Origin of the sequence: Noviluteimonas gilva, assembly GCF_009740395.1 — a bacterium.
Lineage (GTDB): Bacteria > Pseudomonadota > Gammaproteobacteria > Xanthomonadales > Xanthomonadaceae > Noviluteimonas > Noviluteimonas gilva.
On record NZ_WOXT01000003.1, the window covers coordinates 47028 to 66728 of the forward strand.

Consider the following 19701-nt stretch of genomic DNA (forward strand, 5'->3'; position numbering starts at 1 on the left):
CCGACAAGGGCGTGGCAACGTAGGCGCAGGACATCGGGGAGCACGCAGGACATGAGCTACTTCGTCACCGGGGCCACCGGCTTCGTCGGCCGCCACCTGGTCAGCGCGCTGCTCAAGCGCAAGGGCCCCATCCACGTGCTCGTGCGCAAGGATTCGCGCAAGAAGCTCGACGCCATCGGCGCGAAGATGGGCTGGGACATGAAGCGCATCGTGCCGGTCGAGGGCGACATGGCCGGCGCCAAGTGCGGCCTCAGCCCCGCGCAGGTGCGTGCGCTCAACGGCAAGGTGAAGCACTTCTTCCACCTGGCCGCGGTGTACGACCTCACGGCCAAGGCCGAAGTGCAGCGCGTGGCCAATGTCGAAGGCACGCAGCACGCGCTGGACCTGGCCGCCGCCATCGGCGCCGGCACCTTCCACCACACCTCGTCGATCGCCGCCGCCGGCCTGTATCCGGGCGTGTGGCGCGAGGACATGTTCGACGAAGCCGAAGGCCTCGACGATCCCTACCTGCGCACCAAGCACGATTCGGAAGGCCTGGTCCGCAACGAAAAACGCATCAAGTGGCGCATCTACCGGCCGGGCATGGTCGTCGGGCATTCGCAGACCGGCGAGATGGACAAGATCGACGGCCCGTACTACTTCTTCTCCTTCATCAAGAAGCTGCGCGAAATGCTGCCGCAGTGGATGCCGATGCTCGGCCTGGAAGGTGGGCGCATCAACATCGTGCCCGTGGATTTCGTCGCCGATGCAATGGACCACATCGCGCACAAGCCCAAGCTCGACGGGCACACGTTCCATCTCACCGATCCCGAACCGATGCGCGTGGGCGAGGTGCTCAACGCGTTCGCGCGCGCCGGCCATGCGCCGGAAATGACGATGCGCATCGATGCGCGCATGTTCGCGTTCGTGCCCGGTGGCGTGCGCGCGGCGGTGGGCAATCTGCCGCCCGTGAGACGTTTCATCGGCATGTTGCTGCGCGACTTCCGCATTCCGAAGGAAGTGCTGAAATTCATCACCTATCCCACGCGCTTCGACAATCGCGAAGCCGAGCGCGCGCTCAAGGGCAGCGGCATCGCGGTGCCGCGCCTGGACAGCTATGCGTGGCGTTTGTGGGATTACTGGGAACGCCACCTGGATCCGGATCTGTTCGTCGACCGCTCGCTCAAGGGCAAGGTGCGCAACCGGGTCGTCGTGATCACCGGTGGTTCGTCGGGCATCGGCTTGTCGACGGCGCAGCGCGTGGCCGAAGCCGGCGCGGTCACGATCATCGTGGCGCGCGGCGAAGAGGAGTTGTTCAAGGCCCGCGATGAGATGAAGGCCAAGGGCGGCAAGGTGTTCGCCTACACCGCGGACCTGGCGGACATGGCCGATTGCGATCGGCTCATCGCCACCGTGCTGAAGGAGCACGGCCACGTCGACATCCTGATCAACAACGCCGGGCGTTCGATCCGTCGTTCGATCGAACTCAGCTACGACCGCTTCCACGACTTCGAACGCACGATGCAGCTGAATTATTTCGGCAGCCTGCGCCTGATCATGGGCTTCCTGCCGACGATGACCCATCGCCGCAAGGGTCACATCATCAACATCAGTTCGATCGGCGTGCTGGCCAATTCACCGCGTTTCTCGGCCTATGTCGCGTCGAAGGCGGCGCTGGATGCGTGGTCGCGCTGCGCGCAGGGCGAGTTGTCGGGCAAGGGCATCGCGTTCACCACGATCAACATGCCGTTGGTGAAGACGCCGATGATCGCGCCGACCAAGATGTACGACAGCGTGCCGACGCTGACGACCGAAGAAGCCGCGGACCTGTGCGTGAAGGCGATCATCGAACGCCCGAGCCGAATCGCCACGCGCCTGGGCATCTTCGCCTCGGTGATCAACGCGCTGGCGCCGAAGGCCTACGAAGTGGTGATGAACACCGCGTTCGAATTGTTCCCGGATTCGGCCGCCGCAAAGGGCGACCGCAAGGCGCTCAAGGGCGAGCTGGAACCGAGCGGGGAGCAGATCGCATTCGCCGCGCTGATGCGCGGGGTGCACTGGTAATTCGAGGGAACCGAAGTGCGGCGCTCGTCAGAGCGTCGCACATTGCTTGAACCGCGGGTTCTGCTCGCTGTTCTCCGGCGGCTCCAGGTACACGCGCGCGGTGCGCAGGGTCGCGTACCGCGTCAGCACCGTGCACACGGCGTCGAAGCGTTCGGTCGTCGTTTCGTCGACCTGCACCTGCAGCGTGGACTTCGTCGACCACGTCGCGCGGTAGACGCCGGGCAACGACGACACGCGGCGGATGACTTCGACGCGCTGCAATTCTTCTTCCTCGGTCGTCACGGGCATCGCGGCGCCGGCGGGCTGCACAGGGGCGGCAGGGGCGGTGCTGGCCTTCGCGAGTTCGGCCGATGCGTTGGCCGGCGGCATCTTGATCGGCGTGATGTCCTTCGGCGGCGGCGCGTCCTTGCTGCCCACCATCCAGCCGATGGCCAGGCCCACGACCAGTGCGCCCGCCCAGGAGATCCACACCATGCGGCGCGCGCGCTGGCTCGCGTCCTTGCGCACGTCCTCGGCCAGGCTCTGCGGCAGCAGCGGCGCGATCTCCGGCCACAGCGCCGTCCCATCGATGAGTTCGACGCGCGCTTCTTCGGCGGCCTTGCGTGCATCGGGATCGATCGAACCCGGCGTGACGAGCAGGCCGCTGCGCGCGCCCTGGAACTTCATCGCGCCGACGAACTCGGCCACCGATTGCTTGGTGAGCTTGTAGGCCGAGCCGTGCTTGCAGCCGAGCACCGCGCGTTCGCCGTTGCGCGTCAGCAGGAATTCGGTCTGTTGCCCGCGGTCGACTTCGTCGTCGGTCGTGATCACGTCGTAGCCGCGGTGGCGCATCGCGTCGATGACGAAATGCGAGAACTCGCGCCAGCGCATCGCCGACAGCGCGCGTACGCCGTTGAGCGCTTCGTCCTGCCGGCGGCGGATCGTCCAGAAGTAGAGCGTGCCGAGCGCGCCGGTGAGCGCGATCACGACAAGGGCGACCAGAAACGATGTCGCTGAAGGCATGCGGGGTCTGCGAATGCGGGGTGGCGCATCTTACGCCAGCAGCCGCTGTACGCCATGTAACGCATGCCGCAAAAAAGCCCGCCAGTCCGAAACCGTCAGGGGAGGGGAGCGACGGAACCGCGTGGACTGGCGGGCTGAGCTGTTTGTTTGCGCGGGTGGATCAGACGGCGGCTTTCTTCGTCGCCTTCTTGCGCGCGCGCTTGGCCGGTGCCTTCGCCGGCGCGGCGGCGGTCGTGGTGCGACGCGGCGAAACGCGGCGAAGCTCAGCCGTCAGCGCATCGACGCGATCGGCCAGCGCCGTCAGGTCTTCGCGGTTGGGAACGCCGAGCTTGACCAGCGCGCGCTGCACGCGATCTTCGAACACCTTTTCCAGGCGGTCCCAAGTATCCACGGCGCGTTCACGCGCCTGGCCCACGCGGCTCTCGACGGCGTCGCGCACGACATCGGCGCGATTGCCCGCAAGCTTGCGCGCGGTCTGTTCCAGGTTGAGGCCTTCCTTCACCAGGCCTTCGAACAGGCGCGTGCCTTCGGCCTGCGCGCGTCCGAACGCGCCGACGCCGGCGAGCCAGATCTGCTGCGCCGATTCGCTGATGGACTTGGACAGACGCTCGGCCTGCGCCTGTTGCGCGGCGGCGCTGGCGGATAAGGATTTGCGGGCGGTCTTCGCGGTCTTTGCGGTCTTCTTCAGCTTGGCCATGGCGTGGTTGCCCTTCAAGGATTACGACGGAGAATCCGGCGCTCCGCTAGAGCATTCACACCAAGGCGTCAGGCCTGGCGCCGGGAAGCGATCAGATGGTCGACTTCGTCCAGCGCCCGGCGCAGGCGCGCGGTGGTTTCGGTGGCGCGCGGCGGATGGGGCAGGCCGTCGAGGATCGAGCGGGTGGTGTCGTTGATGACCTCTTCGCGCAGGGACAGGCCGTGCGCTTCGAGTACCGGTCGCAGTTCGGCGGCGCGCTTGCGCAGATCGTCGAGCGTGTTGCGATAGGCGATCTCGCACACCCGGCGGCGCGCGGAGAAGGAGAAGACGTTGGTGAAGAACAACTCGCCGTCGTCGCTGTTGGGTTCGAACACGAGCTGGTCGATGTTCGGATAGGTCTGCGCGTAACGCTGCAGGCCGACCTGCATGCGCGATTGCAGCAGCGTGCGGAAGGTCTGCGACAGCACCATCGGCAGGCCGCCTTCGGACAGGCGCGACTCGATGCCGTCGGGCGAACGCTTGGCGACATTCGCATCGAACGGGACCAGCGGATTGATGCCGATCAACAGATCGACGCCGCGTTCGAGCAACAACGAAGCATGCATCGTGCGACGCAGCGCACCGTCGACGAAATGCCGCCCGCGCACTTCCACCGGCGCATACAGGCCCGGCAACGCGGCACTGGCCTGCACCGCGCGCGAGATCGGCACGTCATCCCAGTCTTCGCCGCCGAAGCGCACGGCCTTGCCGCTGTCCAGTTCGACCGCGACCACGTACAGCGGCGCGGCCAGTTCGCGGAAATCGTTGCTGCGGCCACGACGCGTGAACACATCGCGCAGGAAGCGTTCGATCTCCGCGCTGTCGAACAGGCCCGTCGGCACCAGCCCGCCGAAGCGGTTGATCGCATCGGACCAGCGCGAATCGCCGCGGCGGAACACGATGTCGCGCCACCATTCCATCGCCAGGCGCGGCGCGCTCGCGGCGCGGCGCATGTATTCGATGAAGGCCGGGCGCAGGAAGGTTTCGGGGCGGAACTGCACGTCGTCGCTGTCGCCGGTGATGAAGATCCGGCACATCTCCGCGGTGTCCATGCGGTTGGCCAGGCCCGCGGCGAGGAACGCACCGGAGCTGACGCCGACGTAGCAATCCAGGCGCGTGAGATCCAGGCCCCCGATCGCCTCGTCCATCGCGCGCAGCGCACCGAGCTCGTACATGCCGCCGATGGGGCCGCCGCCCGCGACGGCCAGGCCGATCTTGGGAGGGCGGGAGGCGGAGGGGCGGTCGAGTGCGGTGTGGAGGGAGAGCATCGGGCGAGTTTAGCGGTGGGGCGGATGAAAAGCGGGAATAGGGAATGGGGAATGGTTGTGGCGACGTGACCTGAAGCGCCGCGCATTTCCTATTCCCCATTCCCCATTCCCCATTCCCGCTCTATATCCTCCCCCGCATGTCGCGCCACGCCGACGTCGTCCATCGCCTCCAACGCCGCCTGGCCTGCCACCAGGCGCTGCACGATCCGGCGCGCGAGCCCCGCAACGGCCTGCGCTGGCTGCCGGAACTCCGGCGCTGGCAGGCGGCGCGGCTGGAGCGCAGCTTCCGGCGCTTCCTCGAAGACCCGCAACGCGCCGCGGCCGCGCGCTTCTTCCTGACCGACGTCTACGGCGACCACGACTTCACGCAGCGCGACGCCGACATCGTCCGCGTCCTGCCCACGATGCAGCGCCTGTTGCCGGCCTCGTTGCTCGCCGCGGTGGCCGACGGCATCGCGTTGGGCAACCTGACCCATGCACTGGACCTGCGGATGGCGCAGGCGCTCGGATCGATCGCGCCCCGGGGCAAGCGCCTGGACGACGCGCGCTATGCGGAGGCCTATCGGCGCGTGGGGCTACCGCGATTGCGGTCGAAACAGATCGACCTGATCCGGGATGTCGGCCATGGCGTGGGCAGTGCCTTGCGCCTGCCGGGGATCACGACCTTGCTCAAACTCTCGCGCGGACCCGCGCATGCGGCGGGTTTGTCGGAGTTGCAGGGGTTTCTCGAACGCGGCGTCGCTGCGTTCAAACAACTGGGCGATGCCGATGCGTTCCTCGCCGAGATCCAGCGCGGCGAGCGCGTCGTGGCGGCGCGCCTGTTCGCGGCCGAACCTGACCCCTTCAGGGAACCGCGTTAGGCAAACTTCTCGTCGAGCACGCGACGGATTTCCTGCTCGATCGAGCCCTTCATCGCCGAAAGCAGGAAGCCCAATTGCGCGGTGACGTGCAGCGATTCGGGTTCCAGTGCGATGTGCCCGTCCACGCCCGAGCGGCTGAAGTGGAGCGTGTCGCCTTCCCAGCGCGATTGCATGCCGAAACGGTCGTCGAGCTTGGCGGCGACTTGTTCGAGCGACTTGCGCGCGGTGGCCATCGGTTGGGAATGCGGGTGGCGGATATCGATCTTCGACATGGGGCGCCGGGCTCGTCGTGTGGTTTGGAGCGCATTGTCTGCTAGATTCCCGCGCGGTGGATACCTTGCGCTTACGCTTCCCTGATTCGAACCAGCCCGACGCCGGCATCGGCCCCGGGCTGCACGGCATCGGCCGCGCGGCCGATGGCGCGCTCGCGATCGTGGCCGAAGGCGCCCGCATGCTTGCGCAGTTGTGCGTCGATCGCCGCGGGACGTGGCTCAAGCTCACCGACGGTGCGCGCACAGTGCACGTGAACGGGCGCCCGGTGAAGCACATGGCGATGCTGCGCGTGGGCGATGCGATCTACATCGACGGGCGCGAAGCGGTGTTGCTCGGCGCGCCGCGCGAACGCGAGGAACTGCCGCCGCCCGGCGGCGAAGGCGGCGATCCGCGCGTGCTGTTGCGCGGTGTCGGCGGCCAGTACCACGGGCGCAGCTTCACGCTGGATCGGCCGCGCCTGGTCGGCCGCGGCGCGGAATGCGACATCCGCATCGACGACCCTGCATTCCCCGAACGCCACGCGCGCATCGACGTGCAGCAGGGGCTGGTCGTGCTTCGCGGCATCAACGGCGCCGAGCCCAGTCAGGTGAATGGCGAGCCGGCGCGCGATGCGGTTCTGCGCACCGGCGACCAGATCGTGTTCGACGCGCACCATCGCTTCGTCGTCGAATCGCCCGGGCGTCCTTCGCTGGTGCACGACGCGATGGCGCCGGCGCTGCCCGACGACATCGATCTCGAACATTCCGACGCGCCGATTCGCGGCCCGCGCCGCACCCGCAATGCGCGGCGACTGCCGTGGCTGTTGTTCGCCGCGCTGCTGCTGGCCGCGGCCCTCAGCGCGATCCTGCTGTTCGGCTCGTCGGGTTGACCGCCAGGGCGGCCATGCGCCGCCGGGTCGCCAGGTACTTCCACAGCCGCCAGCCCAGCAACACCGCGAGGATGCCGGCGTACAGCGCGGGCTCGCGGATGTCGGACTTCACCAGCCACCAGAAGTGCAGCACCGCGAGCACACCGATCGCGTAAACGAGCTTGTGCAGGCGCGCCCAGTTGCGCCCGAGGCGCTTGATCCAACCCTTGGTCGAGGTGATCGCCAGCGGCACAAGCAGCAGCCACGCAGTAAATCCAACCGTGATGTACGGACGCTTGGCGATCTCGGCGAAGATCGTCGTCCAGTAGCCGCGCAGGTCGAGCACGAGATACGCGCCGAAATGCACGCTCGCGTAGAAGAACGCGTACAGCCCGAGCATGCGGCGGAAGCGCACGAGCACCGGTTGGTTCGTCAACTGCCGCAGCGGCGTGATCGCGAGCGCAAGCATCAGAAAGCGCAGCGCCCACAAGCCGAGGAAGTGTTCGATCTCGGCGACCGGATCCGCACCCAGCCCGCTGCCGGTCTGCGCGACTTCATTGATCTTCAGGCCGATCCAGACGGCCGGCAGCAGCGCGAGGGCGTGCACGACGCCCTTGGCGATGGGCACCGCCTTCAAAACCCCGCCCCTCAAAACCACTTCCTCAAATCCATGCCTGCATACAGCGAAGCCACCTGCGGCCCGTAACCATTGAACGGCTTCGTCGGAATGCGATCGGCGAACAACTTGCTCGCCGTGCCCGCGATGCGGCGCTCGGTCTTCTGGCTCCAGCGCGGATGGTCGACCGCCGGATTGACGTTGGAGAAGAACCCGTACTCCTGCGGTTGCAACGCGTGCCACGCCGTTTCCGGCATTTTCTCGACGAACTCGATGCGCACTATCGACTTGATGCTCTTGAACCCGTACTTCCACGGCACGACCAGCCGCAGCGGCGCGCCGTTCTGCTGCGGCAGCGGCTTGCCGTAGAGCCCGGTGGCCAGGAAGGCGAGGGGATGCATCGCTTCATCGATGCGCAGGCCTTCGCGATACGGCCAGTCGAGGATCGCCGAGCGAATGCCCGGCATCTGCGATGCATCGCCGAGGGTGACGAAGGCGACGTACTTGGCCTTCGACGTCGGCTGGAAGCGCTTGAGCACCGAAGCCAGCGGTACGCCGAGCCACGGGATCACCATCGACCAGCCTTCCACGCACCGCAGGCGGTACACGCGCTCCTCGGGTTTGAGGCCCTTGAGCAAATCGCCGAGTTCGAGGTTGCCGGGCTTCGCGCATTCGCCATCGACGAGCACGCGCCACGGCTTGGTGCGCAGCGTCTTGCGCGCCTGCGACGGATCGGCCTTGCCGCTGCCGAACTCGTAGAAGTTGTTGTACGAGGTCACGTCCTCGTAACGCGTGCGTTCCTCGTTGGTGCGAAAGCCCGACTTCGCCTGCTCAGGCGTGATCGTCACCTTCGACGGCGGCGGCGGAGGCGCGGCTTCACTGCATCCGGCCAAGGCCAGCGCGGGGCTCGCGGCGAAGGCAGCAAGCAAGCGACGGCGATCGAGGTAGACCGCTTCGTCGGTGATCTGCGATGCGGGGATGCGCAAGGCGTCGCGCAGGGACATGGAAGGCTCCTCGGGGACGGACACAACAGTTACGCCTGAAAGCGTCGAGCGGATGCGATGGCCGAGTGTCGGCTCCAATTTCGGTGTTGCATACTGCCGGCAACCCACATCGACGACGCCCAATGCCACGTGCCTGGAATTTCAGTGCCGGTCCCGCCACGCTTCCCGAACCGGTGTTGCGCAAGGCGCAATCGGAAATGCTGGAATGGCGCGACGCCGGGGCGTCCATCGTCGAGATCAGCCATCGCGGCCCCGAGTTCATGGAAGTGGCCGCGGCCGCCGAAGGGGCGCTGCGCACGCTGCTGTCGATCCCCGATGACTACGCGGTGCTGTTCACCCAGGGCGGCGCGACGACGCAGCAGGCCCTGATCCCGCTGAACTTCGCCGCGCCCGGGCAGCCGGCCGACTACGTGCTGACCGGCCATTGGGGCAAGACCGCGCTGAAGCAGGCCAAGCCGTACGTGGCCACGCATGTGTCGGCGACCAGCGAAGCCGACAATTTCCGCTCGATCCCCGCGCGCGACACCTGGCAATTCGCCGCCGACTCGGCCTACGTGCACATCACGGCGAACGAGACCATCCACGGCGTCGAGTTCCGCGACATCCCCGACACCGGCGAGATTCCGCTGGTCGCCGACTTCAGCTCCTCGATCGCCAGCGAGCCGGTGGATATCTCGAAGTTCGGGATCATCTACGCCGGCGCGCAGAAGAACCTCGGCCCGGTGGGCATCAGCGTGACCATCGTGCGGCGCGACCTGCTCGAACGCGACGGCCAGCCGCGCGCCGACATCTTCGACTATCGCTCGCAGCTCAAGGCCGAGTCGATGCTCAACACGCCGCCGACGTGGAACTGGTACATGCTCGGCCTCAACGTGCAGTGGATGCTGGACGAGGGCGGCGTGGAAGCGTTCGCCCAACGCAATGCGCGCAAGGCACAGCTGTTGTACGCGGCGATCGACGGCTCCAACGGCTTCTATCGCAACGAAGTCGAGGCGTCCGTGCGTTCGCGCATGAACGTGCCGTTCTTCCTGCGCGACGAAGCGCTGGAGAAGGCCTTCCTCGCCGAATCGAAGGACGCGGGCCTGCTCGCGCTGAAGGGGCATCGCGCCGTCGGCGGCATGCGTGCGTCGATCTACAACGCGATGCCGGAGGCCGGCGTGCAGGCGCTGGCGGATTTCATGCGGGATTTCGCTGGCCGCCATGGCTAAGAAAACCAAAGCACCTCCGCCGCCTCCCTCGGGTGATGCAGCGCCGCTGGATCTGGTCGCGGTGCGCACGCAGATCGACGGGATCGATCGACAGATCCAGGCGCTGATCGCCGAGCGCGCGCAGTTCGCGCGGCAGGTGGGCAAGGCGAAGGGCAAGCTCGCGGCGGCGGTGGATTACTACCGGCCCGAGCGCGAAGCGATGGTGTTGCGCGGTGTGGTCGATCGCAACGACGGGCCGCTGGCCGACGACGTGCTGGTGCGTTTGTTCCGCGAAATCATGTCGGCGTGCCTGGCGCAGCAGGAACCCTTGAAGATCGGTTATCTCGGGCCGGAAGGCACGTTCTCGCAGCAGGCCGTGCAGAAGCACTTCGGGCATTCGGCGAAGGGCTTGCCGCTCGCCAGCGTGGAGGAAGTGTTCGACGAAGTGGCCGCCGGGCATGCGGATTTCGGTGTCGTGCCGGTCGAGAACTCGGGGCAGGGCACGATCCAGTCGACGCTCGATCTGTTCCTCACCTCGCCGCTGAAGATCTGCGGTGAAGTCGAGTTGCGCGTGCATCAGTACCTGCTCTCGCGCACGGGCCATATCGAAGACATCGAGCGCGTGTATTCGCACGCGCTGTCGCTCGCGCAATGCCGTGCATGGCTGCGCCAGCACGTGCCCGATGCGGAAAAGCTGCCGGTGGCCAGCAATGCCGAGGCCGCGCGCCGCGCGCGCAACGCGGACGACGCGGCGGCCATCGCCGGCGAGAACGCGGCGCACGTGTACGGTTTGAAGATCGTCGCCGGCCCCATCGAAGACCGGCCCGACAATACGACGCGCTTCTTGGTGATCGGCCGCAGCATGTTCCCGCCGTCGGGCAACGATCGCACCTCGCTGATGGTGTTCGTGCGCAACCAGCCCGGTGCGTTGTTCCGCGTGCTCGAACCGCTGTCGCGCCGCGGCGTGAGCATGAACCGCATCGAATCGCGGCCCGCGCATACGGGGCTGTGGCAATACGCCTTCTTCATCGACGTGGGCGGGCACGTGACCGAAGCGCCGCTGAGCGAGGCGCTGGCCGACCTTGCCGACTTCGCGGAAAACGTGACCGTGCTCGGTTCGTATCCGGTGGCCGTGCCGTGAACTTCGATCGCCTCGCGGTGCCGGCGCTGCAGGGCTTGCGCGCCTACGATCCGGGGCACGATCTGGTCGCGTGGCGTCGCCGCGTCGGGCCGTCGCTCGTGGAGCTCGGATCGAACGAGAATCCCTGGGGCGCTTCACCGGCCGCGCGCGCGGCGGTGCTCGATCAATTGCATGCGATCCATCGCTATCCCGATCCGCTGGGCGGCGATCTCAAGCGTGCGCTCGCGCAGAAGCACGGGCTCGCGGTCGAGCAATTGATCCTCGGCAATGGCTCGCATGAATTGCTGATGCAATTCGCGCAGGTGTTCGCGGGGCCGGGCGATGAAGTGGTGGCCTCGCAGTACGGGTTTGCGGTGTATGCGATCGCGACGCAGGCCGCGGGAGCGACGCTGCGTGCGGCGCCGGCATTGCCGCGCGAACACGCGACGATGCCGCGCGGGCACGACCTCGATGCGATTGCAGAAGCCGTCGGTCCGCGGACCAAGCTCGTGTACCTGGCCAATCCGAACAATCCGACCGGCACGCATTTCACGATCGACACGCTGGCGAATTTCCTGCGGAAGCTGCCGCCCGAGGTGTTGGTCGTCGTCGACGAGGCCTACGCGGAATTCGTGGAGGGTGGAGAATCGGCGCTGTCGCTGCTGGCGCACCATCCCAACCTGATCGTCACCCGCACCTTCAGCAAGGCGTATGCGCTGGCGGGATTGCGGGTTGGATTCGCCGTCGCACATCCGGGCCTGATCGCCGTGATCGAACGCGTGCGCGAAAGCTTCAACGTCAATTGCATGGGCCTTGCGGCGGCCGAAGCGGCGCTCGGCGATGTCGAACACCTGCAATGGGGCCTTGCGCGCAACGCGGAAGAACGCGCGCGGCTCGCCGATGCGTTGCGCTCGCGCGGCTGGTTCGTGCATCCCTCGCAAACCAATTTCCTGCTCGTCGAATTCGGCGCGCGGACCGCGGCCATCGAAGCGGGCCTGCTCGATCGCGGCGTGATTCCGCGCCCGATGATCGGCTACGGCCTGGGCGATTGCCTGCGCATCACGGTCGGCGATCGCAACGAGAACCGCCGCTTCCTCGACGCACTGGACGCACTCGCATGATCGCTGCCGAACCGCGCGAAGCCTGGGTCGCATCGCCCGGTGGTCCGCTGCGCGGCGAAGTCCATGTGCCCGGCGACAAGTCGGTGTCGCATCGCGCGATCATGCTGGCCGCCATCGCCGATGGCACCTCGCGCATCGAAGGCTTCCTCGAAGGCGAAGACACGCTCGCGACGGCGCGGATCTTCGAAAAGCTCGGCGTGCGCATCGAAGTCCCCGGCGCCAGCACGCGCATCGTGCACGGCGTGGGCCTCGACGGCCTGCAGGCGCCGACGCACCCGCTCGACTGCGGCAACGCGGGAACGGGCATGCGATTGCTGGCGGGGCTGCTGTCCGGTCAACGCTTCGACAGCGTGCTGATCGGCGATGGCTCGCTGTCGCGGCGGCCGATGCGGCGCGTACTCGATCCGCTCGCGCGCATGGGCGCTTCGATCGCCGCGCACGATGGATTCCCGCCGCTGAAGATCGCGGGCGGCAAATCGTTGCGCGGTATCTCCTACGCGTCCGATATCGCGAGCGCGCAGGTGAAGTCCGCCGTGCTGCTCGCGGGCCTGCATGCGAAGGGCGATACCGAAGTGCGCGAACCGCATCCCACGCGCGATTACACCGAGCGGATGTTGCGCGCCTTCGGTTGGCCGATCGAGTTTTCGCCGGGCGTCGCGCGGCTTTCGGGCGGGCATCGCCTGCGCGCGACGGATGTGTCGGTGCCGGCGGATTTCTCGTCTGCGGCGTTCTTCCTGGTCGCCGCGTGCGTGATTCCCGGTTCCGACATCGTGCTGCGCCGCGTGGGCATGAATCCGCGCCGCACGGGCTTGCTGCGCGTGCTGCGTGCGATGGGTGCGCACGTCGACATCGAAGCGATGGGCGAGCAGGGCGGCGAAGCGGTCGCGGACCTGCACGTGCGTTATGCGCCGCTGCACGGCATCGACGTGCCCGTGGACGCGGTGCCCGACATGATCGATGAGTTTCCCGCGTTGTTCGTTGCCGCGGCCTGCGCCTCAGGCACGACCCGCGTGCGTGGCGCGGCGGAGTTGCGCGTCAAGGAATCCGACCGCATCGCGACGATGGCGAGCGGCTTGCGTTCGCTCGGCATCGCGGTGGAAGAAACCGAAGACGGCGCGGCGATCCATGGCGGCCCGTTGCGCGGCGGCCATGTCGCTTCGCATGGCGATCATCGCGTGGCGATGGCCTTCGCGATCGCGGGGCAGGTGTGCGACGGCGAGGTGCAGGTGTGCGACACCGCGAATGTCGCGACCTCGTTCCCCGCATTCGATTCACTGGCGCGCAGCACGGGGTTCGCGCTGCGCGAAAGCTGACCCGTTACAGACGAAATTCGATCGGCACGACCACCGAGCCTGCGACGGGCTGCCCGCCACGCTGCGCGGGACGGAAGCGCCATTTGCGAACCGCTTCCAGCGCCGCGCGATCCAGGTCGCGCGACTGGCTGCTGCTTTCGACGCTGACATCGGTCGGCACGCCATCGGCGCCGACGGCGACCAACACGCGCACCGTGCCGGTTTCGCGCATGCGCAACGCACGCGAGGGATAGCGCGGCGGCGGACGCGAGATGGGCGACGGGCTCGCGCTATCCGCCATCGCAGGCGGCGCCGTGGGCGCAGGCGCGACCGGCGCCGGCGCGGGCGGGGCTTCACGGCGCGGCGCTTCTTCCAGGCGCGGTCGTTCGGCGAGCGCTTCTTCGTCGGGTTCTTCCATGCCGCTCGCGCCGTCGGCGTTGCCCGCCATCGGCGCGGGAAGCGGTGCGAAATCCGGGCGATCGGCGGTGGCGCGCACCGGCGCGGGCGCGTTGCTGCGCTGGCCCGACCACACGATGAGGAACAGGACCAGGCCGACGAGAACGGCCGCGGCGATCATCGCAAGGCCGCGCTGCGTGGGGCGCCAGGCGGCCAGGCGCGCCGCGAAAGAGGAGGAATGGCTCGACATGCGGCCGATTCTGTCACGTCGTTACGGCCGAGCCGGTCGGCAAGCGCGCTTGGAGGCCGCATAATTCAGCCCCCGTATCGAAACGTGGCGCCCCATGCTCGACCCCCACCTGCTGCGCACCCAGACCGCCGAACTCGCGGCCAAGCTCCGTTCCCGCGGCTTCGACTTGCCGGTGGAGGCCATCGAGTCGCTCGAGGCCGACCGCAAGCGCCTGCAGGTGCGCACGCAGGAATTGCAGAACCTGCGCAACACGCGCAGCAAGGCGATCGGGCAGGCGAAGGCGAAAGGCGAGGATGTCGCGGCGCTGATGGCGGAAGTCGCGTCCTTCGGCGACGAGCTCAAGGCCTCGGAAGTCGAACTCGAGCGCATCCGCGGCGAGCTCGATGCCATCACGCTCGGCATTCCCAACATTCCCTACGACGACGTGCCGCAGGGCAACGACGAAACGCAGAACGTCGAGCAGCATCGCTGGGGCACGCCGCGTGCGTTCGATTTCGAAGTGAAGGACCACGTGCAGCTCGGCGAGCGCAACGGCTGGCTCGACGGCGACACCGCCGCGAAACTCAGCGGCGCGCGCTTCACCGTGCTGCGCGGGCAACTGGCGCGCCTGCATCGCGCGCTCGCGCAGTTCATGGTCGACCTGCACACGACCGAACACGGCTACGAAGAAACCAATGTGCCGCTGCTCGTCAACGCCGAATCGATGCGCGGCACCGGGCAATTGCCGAAGTTCGAGGACGACCTGTTCGCCACCGCGATCGGCGGCGACGAACCGGGCAGCCGGCGTTACCTGATCCCGACCTCCGAAGTGCCGCTGACCAACATCGTGCGCGACGTGATCGTCGACGACACGCGCCTGCCACTGCGGATGACCGCGCATTCGATGTGCTTCCGCGCCGAAGCCGGCAGCCACGGCCGCGACACGCGCGGCATGATCCGCCAGCATCAGTTCGAAAAGGTGGAGCTGGTGTCGATCGCGCGTCCGTCGGAGTCAGCGGACGAACACGAGCGCATGACGCGTTCGGCGGAAGTCGTGCTGGAAAAACTCGGCCTGCCGTATCGCCGCGTGCTGCTGTGCACCGGCGACATGGGGTTCGGTGCCGCGAAGACCTTCGACCTGGAAGTCTGGTTGCCGTCGCAGGACACGTTTCGCGAGATCTCGTCGTGTTCCAACTGCGACGCCTTCCAGGCGCGCCGCATGCAGGCGCGTTGGCGCAATCCGGCGACGGGCAAGCCCGAACCCGTGCACACGCTCAACGGCTCCGGCGTTGCGGTCGGCCGCGCGTTGATCGCGGTGATGGAGAACTTCCAAAACGCCGACGGCACCATTACGGTGCCGGCGGCCTTGCGTCCTTACATGGGTGGCGCTGAAACGATCCGCTGATCGTTTACGCGGCTTCCGCGACGGGCTCCGAAATCGAAGCGTGCGCGCCGGCCATCGCATCGGTGCGATGCTGCGGCGAATACGCCACGCCTTCGGCGCGGACGAACTCGACGTCCGTGACACCCAGGAACCCGAGCGTGTGGCGCAGGTAGGCTTCCTGGAAATCGGCCGGGCTGCTGTCGCCGTAGATGCCGCCGCGGCCGCTGGCCACGATCAACTTCTTGCCCGTCGCCAGGCCTTCGGGCCCGTTCTCGGTGTAATGGAACGTCTTGCCGGCCACCGCGACGCGGTCGATCCACGCCTTCAGCGTCGAGGGGATGCCGAAGTTGTACATCGGCGCGCCGATCACGATGACGTCGCTGGCCAGGAACTGGTCCATGATCGCGTCGCCCTCGGCCTTGGCGGCCGCGTCGGTACCGCTGAGCACCGCACCGGTGAGGTGGGGGAGCGGATGGGTGTCGAGATCGCGATATTCGACCGTCAGACCCGGCACGGCAGCCTGCCAACGCGCGACAATTGCCGCACTCAGCTCGCGGGTCACGGAGTTTGCGCCCAGGGCGCTGGTGTCGAGATGGAGGAGTTTCATGGCTAGGCCTCAAGTCCGGGCAGCGGGTCTGCTGCGTTGGGGCGAACTCTAGGCCGTTGCATCAGTGGGATAAAGATGGTCCAATGCCACGCATCGTTGCAATAGTGGCAATAGTCCGGAGCCCGTCATGCAGGATCTCAACGATCTCTATTACTTCTCCGCCGTGGTCGACAACGGCGGCTTCGCGGCGGCCGAGCGCGCCCTGGGCATTCCCAAGTCCCGCCTGAGCCGCCGCATCAGCGCGCTGGAGAACGAGCTGGGCGTTCGCTTGCTTCAGCGTTCGACGCGCCGCTTCGCCGTCACCGACGTCGGCAGCGCAGTGCATCGCCACGCGCAGACGATGCTGGAAGAGGCCAAGGCCGCGCGCGAAGTGGTCGACCGGCTGAGTTCGGAGCCGCGCGGCACCATTCGCATGAGCGTGCCGGTGAGCTTCGCGCAGGAAATGATTCCGCGGCTGATGCCCGAGTTCCTCGCCAAGTACCCGCAGGTGCGCGTGCAACTGCACGTGAGCAATCGCCGCGTGGACGTGATCAACGAAGGCTTCGATCTTGCGATGCGCGTGCGCAACAAGCTCGACGACGACGGCAGCCTGGTGATGCGCACGTTCGGCCAGATCCAGGAATTGCTGGTGGCCAGCCCCGGTTATCTCGATCGCATGGGCCGCCCGAAGGATCCCGACGAACTGAAGGACCACGTCACGCTCAGCATGAACGAGGACGAGGCGCGCCAGCGTTGGGACCTGCAGGATGCGAACGGCGACATGCGCCGCGTCGATCTCAAGCCGCGCCTGGCGGGTTTCGATTTCCCGATGTTGATGGCGCTCGCGCGCCAGGGCATCGGCATCACGATGCTGCCCGAAACCGTGTGCGCCGATGCGATCCGCAATGGCGAGCTGGAAGTGGTGCTGCCCGAATGGCGCCTGCCGCAGGGCATCGCGCACCTGGTGTTCGCGTCGCGTCGTGGGTTGTTGCCCGCGGTGCGTGCGCTGATCGACTTCCTCGCCGAACGCATGCCCGCGCTGATCGAAGAGTCGCGCCTGCATTGCCGCAATTGCCCGCCGGGCACCGACAAGCACGCGATGCCGCAGGTGGAGCGTCGCAAGCCCGCCGCGGTGACCGTCGCGCCGCAGGGCTGACGCCCTTCAGTGCATCTGATGGCGGCCGCGGTTCGGATCGTAGAACTGCGCCGCCGTCAGCAACGCGAACGCGCGCGCTTCCAGTTCGTGCTCGACGCGATGTCGCAACGTTGGATCGAGAACATCGGGCTCGAGTACGCCGAGCCAGTGCACGCGTGTTCCGCGCACCGTATCGATGACCGGTCCGCGCTGCAGCATGTAGTGCCCCTGATAGCACCGATAAACGTTGAGCAAAGTCGACGACATGAAAGCGGCCGTAGTCGTTTGGCGAAAGTGCCGCATCGTCCGCGAGGTTCGTGAGGTTTGCGAATCCCCCGTCACGGTGAGCAAATTACGGGCGCGCCGTGTCCGCTTTAGGCCCTGAGCCTACGCAGCAATTGTCGAGTCTTTCCGCGCAGTGGTTGCAATGTCCTGCCGTAGAGTTTCGACAACGCGCGTCGCTTCTCCGGAATCCGCCACGCGAAGCCATCCTGGATCGCGTATTGGCATGGATTGCAGAAGCCGCAAGGCTGTCCATCCTGCGCGGGCGTGTGACAGAACCACGTCATCGCCATGACATCGTTCCAACCGCGATGCTCGATGTGCGCGACGGTGTCCAGTTTTTCGGTGTTGAACAACGGTAGCGAAAATCCGCCGAAGATCGTGCCGATCGGTGTGTCGAGGCATTCGTCTTTCACGCGATAGGTGTCGTGCCCATGCACGTCGCGCGCGGGCCCGACGTAATCCTGGATCACGCCGTGCGCACCGTGAGCCGTCTTTTCGAGCGAGAGCTCGACGCCCTGCACGCCGAACTGCTTCACGAAGCGCGCGAGGAACGCGTACTGATCGCCGATGCCGCGCAGGCGCAGCACTTGCGAGAACGCGTGTTCGATCCGCGGATCGGGCCCGACTTCTTCCAGGCGCACCACGCGCGTGGGCAGCAAGGCGTCCTGCGTGGCGGGGTGGTGCTCGGCCAACCATGCGCGCACGCGGTCCATCGCCTGCGATTCCATCTGCGCCGACGCACGCTTGCCGTCGAACAGGTACCACGGCTGCACCGTCGCGCGCAGATCGAGCAGCACGACGAGCGCGCGATAGGTGGAATCCCATCCGCCGGTCCAGAGGAGGGGCACGGGCGAGGCGGTCGGCATCGGGGTCGGCTCCAGGACTGCCGGCGAATGTTAGCCAGACAACGCGCCGAGCCCGGATGAAGGGCCATTTGGCCCGTTCAGCGACAGCCGTTAAAGTGTCGTGCACGGAGGGATGGCCGAGCGGTTTAAGGCACCGGTCTTGAAAACCGGCGTCGTGGAGACACGACCGTGGGTTCGACGAATTCGCCGGGAGCGAATTCGGACAGCCGAAGGCTGGCCCCGGAGCGCGCAGCGCGGAGGGGCGAGGCCCATGGAAGGGCCGAGCAATCCCACTCCCGTGGGTTCCGGTCGATGCGTGCTAGCGTTTTGATGTTCGTGGAAGGGTGGCAGAGTGGTCGATTGCAGCGGTCTTGAAAACCGCCGATGGGAAACCATCCGTGGGTTCGAATCCCACCCCTTCCGCCACTCGCGCAGACCTCTGACCGATTCGCGCCGGTGCCGCCGTATAGCGAAGGACAGGGGGTGTCCAATGAAAAGCGTTCCAGCGGCGTCGTGCGCGCTGTTGCTTGCGGCGTGCACGTCAACGAATGTACGTCCAGTTGAAAGCGTCGCCAACATCAAAGAGGTCTGCATCCAGAACAACCCGGCGGTCATCGTCGACGACTTTGTTCCGGTGCTTCGAGATGGATTCGATCGTCATGGAATCGCGACGACGGTCGTGGATGCCGACGGCGCAAAGCAGTGCCCGGTGACGTTGACGTACACGGCGCTCCGATCCTGGGACTTCAAGCCTTATCTTTCGCACGCAGAGCTTCGCCTTTGGCGTGAGGGTCGACAAATCGGCGCGGCCGACTATCACCTCCGCGGCAAGGGTGGTTTCGCGCTAACCAAGTGGCAAGGAACGAAGGCCAAGATGGATCCCGTCATCGACGAACTCCTTGGCGGCACGGGCTCTTGAACCAGTCGCACCGACGCCCCCAGGTCTGCGTTCTCGGCAGCGCCGAACCCGGATCCGACGCCTACGCGCTCGCGAGCGAAGCGGGCGCGTTGCTGGCGCGCCTCGGGATCACGCTCGTGAGCGGTTGCGGTAGTCCTGCGACGCGCGTCGCCGCCGAGCGCGCCATCGACGCAGGCGGTCTGGTCGTCAGCATCGTTCCGCCCGATGCAATGCCGCCCCCGGACTGGCCCGCTACCGTCGTGATTCCATGCGGCATGGGTGACGCACGCAATTTGTTGATGGCGCTTTCCGGCGATGCGTGCATCGTCATCGGCGGACGTGCGGGCACGATTTCCGAAGTGTGCCTGGCGTGGTTGCACAAGCGCCCGCTTTTGCCGCTCGTGGGATGTGGGGGTTGGTCCGATACGTTGCCGTCGAATCCGCCGGATGAGCGGCAGAACGCGCCGATCTTGCCGTGGGATTCGATTGCGCAATTGGAGAGGGAGCTACGCGCGCTCGGATTGGTGCGTTAGCGGATTCGCCTGGCGGCGCTTGCGTCGCACGGTTCGAACAT

At 66.8% G+C, this 19701-nt stretch carries 21 protein-coding genes and 1 tRNA gene; 12 read left to right on the forward strand and 10 right to left on the reverse strand.

Going from position 1 to position 19701, the window contains the following annotated elements; genetic code table 11:
• Positions 1–51 precede the first annotated feature (51 nt).
• Positions 52–2043 carry an SDR family oxidoreductase gene (locus GN331_RS11150; protein WP_156642125.1) on the forward strand — a complete coding sequence of 664 codons (1992 nt, stop codon included), beginning with the start codon at positions 52–54 and terminating at the stop codon, positions 2041–2043.
• Positions 2044–2070: 27 nt separating this feature from the next.
• Here GN331_RS11150 and GN331_RS11155 read toward each other — a convergent pair whose 3' ends face one another.
• From GN331_RS11155 to GN331_RS11165, 3 genes are all read right to left on the reverse strand, one after another.
• The gene (locus GN331_RS11155; RefSeq protein ID WP_156642126.1) at positions 2071–3045 is read right to left on the reverse strand and encodes a restriction endonuclease; all 975 of its coding nucleotides are present in this window, start codon (positions 3043–3045) and stop codon (positions 2071–2073) included.
• A gap of 160 nt (positions 3046–3205) precedes the next feature.
• Positions 3206–3742, reverse strand: a complete 537-nt coding sequence (locus tag GN331_RS11160) for a phasin family protein (RefSeq protein ID WP_156642127.1) — start codon at positions 3740–3742, stop codon at positions 3206–3208.
• Positions 3743–3810: 68 nt separating this feature from the next.
• The gene (locus GN331_RS11165; protein WP_156642128.1) at positions 3811–5049 is read right to left on the reverse strand and encodes a patatin-like phospholipase family protein; all 1239 of its coding nucleotides are present in this window, start codon (positions 5047–5049) and stop codon (positions 3811–3813) included.
• 137 nt (positions 5050–5186) lie between these two features.
• On the opposite strand from GN331_RS11165, the gene GN331_RS11170 reads away from it, so the two are divergent.
• Positions 5187–5909: a DUF8198 family protein gene (locus GN331_RS11170; RefSeq protein ID WP_156642129.1), complete on the forward strand. Its 723-nt coding sequence runs from the start codon at positions 5187–5189 to the stop codon at positions 5907–5909.
• On the opposite strand, the gene GN331_RS11175 is transcribed toward GN331_RS11170, so the two are convergent.
• The gene (locus GN331_RS11175; protein ID WP_156642130.1) at positions 5906–6181 is read right to left on the reverse strand and encodes a polyhydroxyalkanoic acid system family protein; all 276 of its coding nucleotides are present in this window, start codon (positions 6179–6181) and stop codon (positions 5906–5908) included. The two genes, GN331_RS11170 and GN331_RS11175, sit on opposite strands and share 4 nt — an antisense overlap.
• 56 nt (positions 6182–6237) lie before the next feature.
• On the opposite strand from GN331_RS11175, the gene GN331_RS11180 reads away from it, so the two are divergent.
• On the forward strand, positions 6238–7050 hold the full coding sequence (locus GN331_RS11180; RefSeq protein ID WP_331713460.1) for an FHA domain-containing protein: 813 nt from the start codon (positions 6238–6240) through the stop codon (positions 7048–7050).
• On the opposite strand, the gene GN331_RS11185 is transcribed toward GN331_RS11180, so the two are convergent.
• The gene (locus tag GN331_RS11185) at positions 7016–7666 is read right to left on the reverse strand and encodes a protein-methionine-sulfoxide reductase heme-binding subunit MsrQ (protein WP_156642132.1); all 651 of its coding nucleotides are present in this window, start codon (positions 7664–7666) and stop codon (positions 7016–7018) included. The genes GN331_RS11180 and GN331_RS11185 overlap by 35 nt on opposite strands.
• A gap of 11 nt (positions 7667–7677) precedes the next feature.
• Positions 7678–8649 carry a protein-methionine-sulfoxide reductase catalytic subunit MsrP gene (gene msrP, locus GN331_RS11190; RefSeq protein ID WP_156642134.1) on the reverse strand — a complete coding sequence of 324 codons (972 nt, stop codon included), beginning with the start codon at positions 8647–8649 and terminating at the stop codon, positions 7678–7680.
• 122 nt (positions 8650–8771) lie between these two features.
• Here msrP and serC point away from each other — a divergent pair, with 122 nt between their 5' ends.
• From serC to aroA, 4 genes are read left to right on the forward strand one after another with little or no spacing between them, the layout of a single operon-like run.
• Complete coding sequence (serC, locus tag GN331_RS11195; protein WP_156642136.1) at positions 8772–9857, forward strand: 3-phosphoserine/phosphohydroxythreonine transaminase; 1086 nt, start codon at positions 8772–8774, stop codon at positions 9855–9857.
• Positions 9850–10977 (forward strand): prephenate dehydratase, encoded by a 1128-nt coding sequence (gene pheA / locus GN331_RS11200; protein ID WP_156642138.1) that lies wholly within the window; start codon positions 9850–9852, stop codon positions 10975–10977. Before serC ends, pheA begins: the two co-directional genes overlap by 8 nt.
• On the forward strand, positions 10974–12077 hold the full coding sequence (gene hisC, locus GN331_RS11205; protein WP_156642140.1) for a histidinol-phosphate transaminase: 1104 nt from the start codon (positions 10974–10976) through the stop codon (positions 12075–12077). The genes pheA and hisC overlap by 4 nt, the downstream gene beginning before the upstream one ends.
• Positions 12074–13390 carry a 3-phosphoshikimate 1-carboxyvinyltransferase gene (aroA, locus tag GN331_RS11210; RefSeq protein ID WP_156642142.1) on the forward strand — a complete coding sequence of 439 codons (1317 nt, stop codon included), beginning with the start codon at positions 12074–12076 and terminating at the stop codon, positions 13388–13390. Before hisC ends, aroA begins: the two co-directional genes overlap by 4 nt.
• 4 nt (positions 13391–13394) lie before the next feature.
• Here the strand turns inward: aroA and GN331_RS11215 are convergent, their stop codons facing one another.
• Positions 13395–14015: an energy transducer TonB gene (locus tag GN331_RS11215; RefSeq protein WP_231734475.1), complete on the reverse strand. Its 621-nt coding sequence runs from the start codon at positions 14013–14015 to the stop codon at positions 13395–13397.
• A gap of 94 nt (positions 14016–14109) precedes the next feature.
• Here GN331_RS11215 and serS point away from each other — a divergent pair, with 94 nt between their 5' ends.
• Positions 14110–15399 carry a serine--tRNA ligase gene (gene serS, locus GN331_RS11220; RefSeq protein WP_156642143.1) on the forward strand — a complete coding sequence of 430 codons (1290 nt, stop codon included), beginning with the start codon at positions 14110–14112 and terminating at the stop codon, positions 15397–15399.
• A gap of 4 nt (positions 15400–15403) precedes the next feature.
• On the opposite strand, the gene GN331_RS11225 is transcribed toward serS, so the two are convergent.
• Positions 15404–15985 (reverse strand): FMN-dependent NADH-azoreductase, encoded by a 582-nt coding sequence (locus GN331_RS11225; protein WP_156642144.1) that lies wholly within the window; start codon positions 15983–15985, stop codon positions 15404–15406.
• A gap of 127 nt (positions 15986–16112) precedes the next feature.
• On the opposite strand from GN331_RS11225, the gene GN331_RS11230 reads away from it, so the two are divergent.
• Positions 16113–17120: a LysR family transcriptional regulator gene (locus GN331_RS11230; protein ID WP_156642145.1), complete on the forward strand. Its 1008-nt coding sequence runs from the start codon at positions 16113–16115 to the stop codon at positions 17118–17120.
• A gap of 6 nt (positions 17121–17126) precedes the next feature.
• Here the strand turns inward: GN331_RS11230 and GN331_RS11235 are convergent, their stop codons facing one another.
• Both GN331_RS11235 and GN331_RS11240 read right to left on the reverse strand, forming a co-directional pair.
• On the reverse strand, positions 17127–17318 hold the full coding sequence (locus GN331_RS11235) for a hypothetical protein (protein ID WP_156642146.1): 192 nt from the start codon (positions 17316–17318) through the stop codon (positions 17127–17129).
• A 155-nt stretch (positions 17319–17473) separates the two neighbouring features.
• Positions 17474–18250: a hypothetical protein gene (locus GN331_RS11240; protein ID WP_156642147.1), complete on the reverse strand. Its 777-nt coding sequence runs from the start codon at positions 18248–18250 to the stop codon at positions 17474–17476.
• A gap of 317 nt (positions 18251–18567) precedes the next feature.
• Between GN331_RS11240 and GN331_RS11245 the strand changes: the two genes are divergently transcribed.
• From GN331_RS11245 to GN331_RS11255, 3 genes are all read left to right on the forward strand, one after another.
• Positions 18568–18655 (forward strand) — tRNA-Ser (locus GN331_RS11245).
• Between the two features lie 64 nt (positions 18656–18719).
• Complete coding sequence (locus GN331_RS11250; RefSeq protein WP_156642148.1) at positions 18720–19148, forward strand: Sbal_3080 family lipoprotein; 429 nt, start codon at positions 18720–18722, stop codon at positions 19146–19148.
• Positions 19145–19660 (forward strand): SLOG cluster 4 domain-containing protein, encoded by a 516-nt coding sequence (locus GN331_RS11255; protein ID WP_156642149.1) that lies wholly within the window; start codon positions 19145–19147, stop codon positions 19658–19660. The genes GN331_RS11250 and GN331_RS11255 overlap by 4 nt, the downstream gene beginning before the upstream one ends.
• The last annotated feature ends 41 nt before the right edge of the window (positions 19661–19701 follow it).

Excerpts from the sequence above, each read along its gene's own strand:
- GN331_RS11150 (WP_156642125.1), top strand. The coding sequence starts at position 52 with ATGAGCTACTTCGTCACCGGGGCCACCGGCTTCGTCGGCCGCCACCTG.
- GN331_RS11155 (WP_156642126.1), bottom strand. The coding sequence starts at position 3,045 with ATGCCTTCAGCGACATCGTTTCTGGTCGCCCTTGTCGTGATCGCGCTC.
- GN331_RS11160 (WP_156642127.1), bottom strand. The coding sequence starts at position 3,742 with ATGGCCAAGCTGAAGAAGACCGCAAAGACCGCGAAGACCGCCCGCAAA.
- GN331_RS11165 (WP_156642128.1), bottom strand. The coding sequence starts at position 5,049 with ATGCTCTCCCTCCACACCGCACTCGACCGCCCCTCCGCCTCCCGCCCT.
- GN331_RS11170 (WP_156642129.1), top strand. The coding sequence starts at position 5,187 with ATGTCGCGCCACGCCGACGTCGTCCATCGCCTCCAACGCCGCCTGGCC.
- GN331_RS11175 (WP_156642130.1), bottom strand. The coding sequence starts at position 6,181 with ATGTCGAAGATCGATATCCGCCACCCGCATTCCCAACCGATGGCCACC.
- msrP (WP_156642134.1), bottom strand. The coding sequence starts at position 8,649 with ATGTCCCTGCGCGACGCCTTGCGCATCCCCGCATCGCAGATCACCGAC.
- serC (WP_156642136.1), top strand. The coding sequence starts at position 8,772 with ATGCCACGTGCCTGGAATTTCAGTGCCGGTCCCGCCACGCTTCCCGAA.
- pheA (WP_156642138.1), top strand. The coding sequence starts at position 9,850 with ATGGCTAAGAAAACCAAAGCACCTCCGCCGCCTCCCTCGGGTGATGCA.
- aroA (WP_156642142.1), top strand. The coding sequence starts at position 12,074 with ATGATCGCTGCCGAACCGCGCGAAGCCTGGGTCGCATCGCCCGGTGGT.
- GN331_RS11215 (WP_231734475.1), bottom strand. The coding sequence starts at position 14,015 with ATGTCGAGCCATTCCTCCTCTTTCGCGGCGCGCCTGGCCGCCTGGCGC.
- serS (WP_156642143.1), top strand. The coding sequence starts at position 14,110 with ATGCTCGACCCCCACCTGCTGCGCACCCAGACCGCCGAACTCGCGGCC.
- GN331_RS11225 (WP_156642144.1), bottom strand. The coding sequence starts at position 15,985 with ATGAAACTCCTCCATCTCGACACCAGCGCCCTGGGCGCAAACTCCGTG.
- GN331_RS11230 (WP_156642145.1), top strand. The coding sequence starts at position 16,113 with ATGCAGGATCTCAACGATCTCTATTACTTCTCCGCCGTGGTCGACAAC.
- GN331_RS11235 (WP_156642146.1), bottom strand. The coding sequence starts at position 17,318 with ATGCTGCAGCGCGGACCGGTCATCGATACGGTGCGCGGAACACGCGTG.
- GN331_RS11240 (WP_156642147.1), bottom strand. The coding sequence starts at position 18,250 with ATGCCGACCGCCTCGCCCGTGCCCCTCCTCTGGACCGGCGGATGGGAT.
- GN331_RS11250 (WP_156642148.1), top strand. The coding sequence starts at position 18,720 with ATGAAAAGCGTTCCAGCGGCGTCGTGCGCGCTGTTGCTTGCGGCGTGC.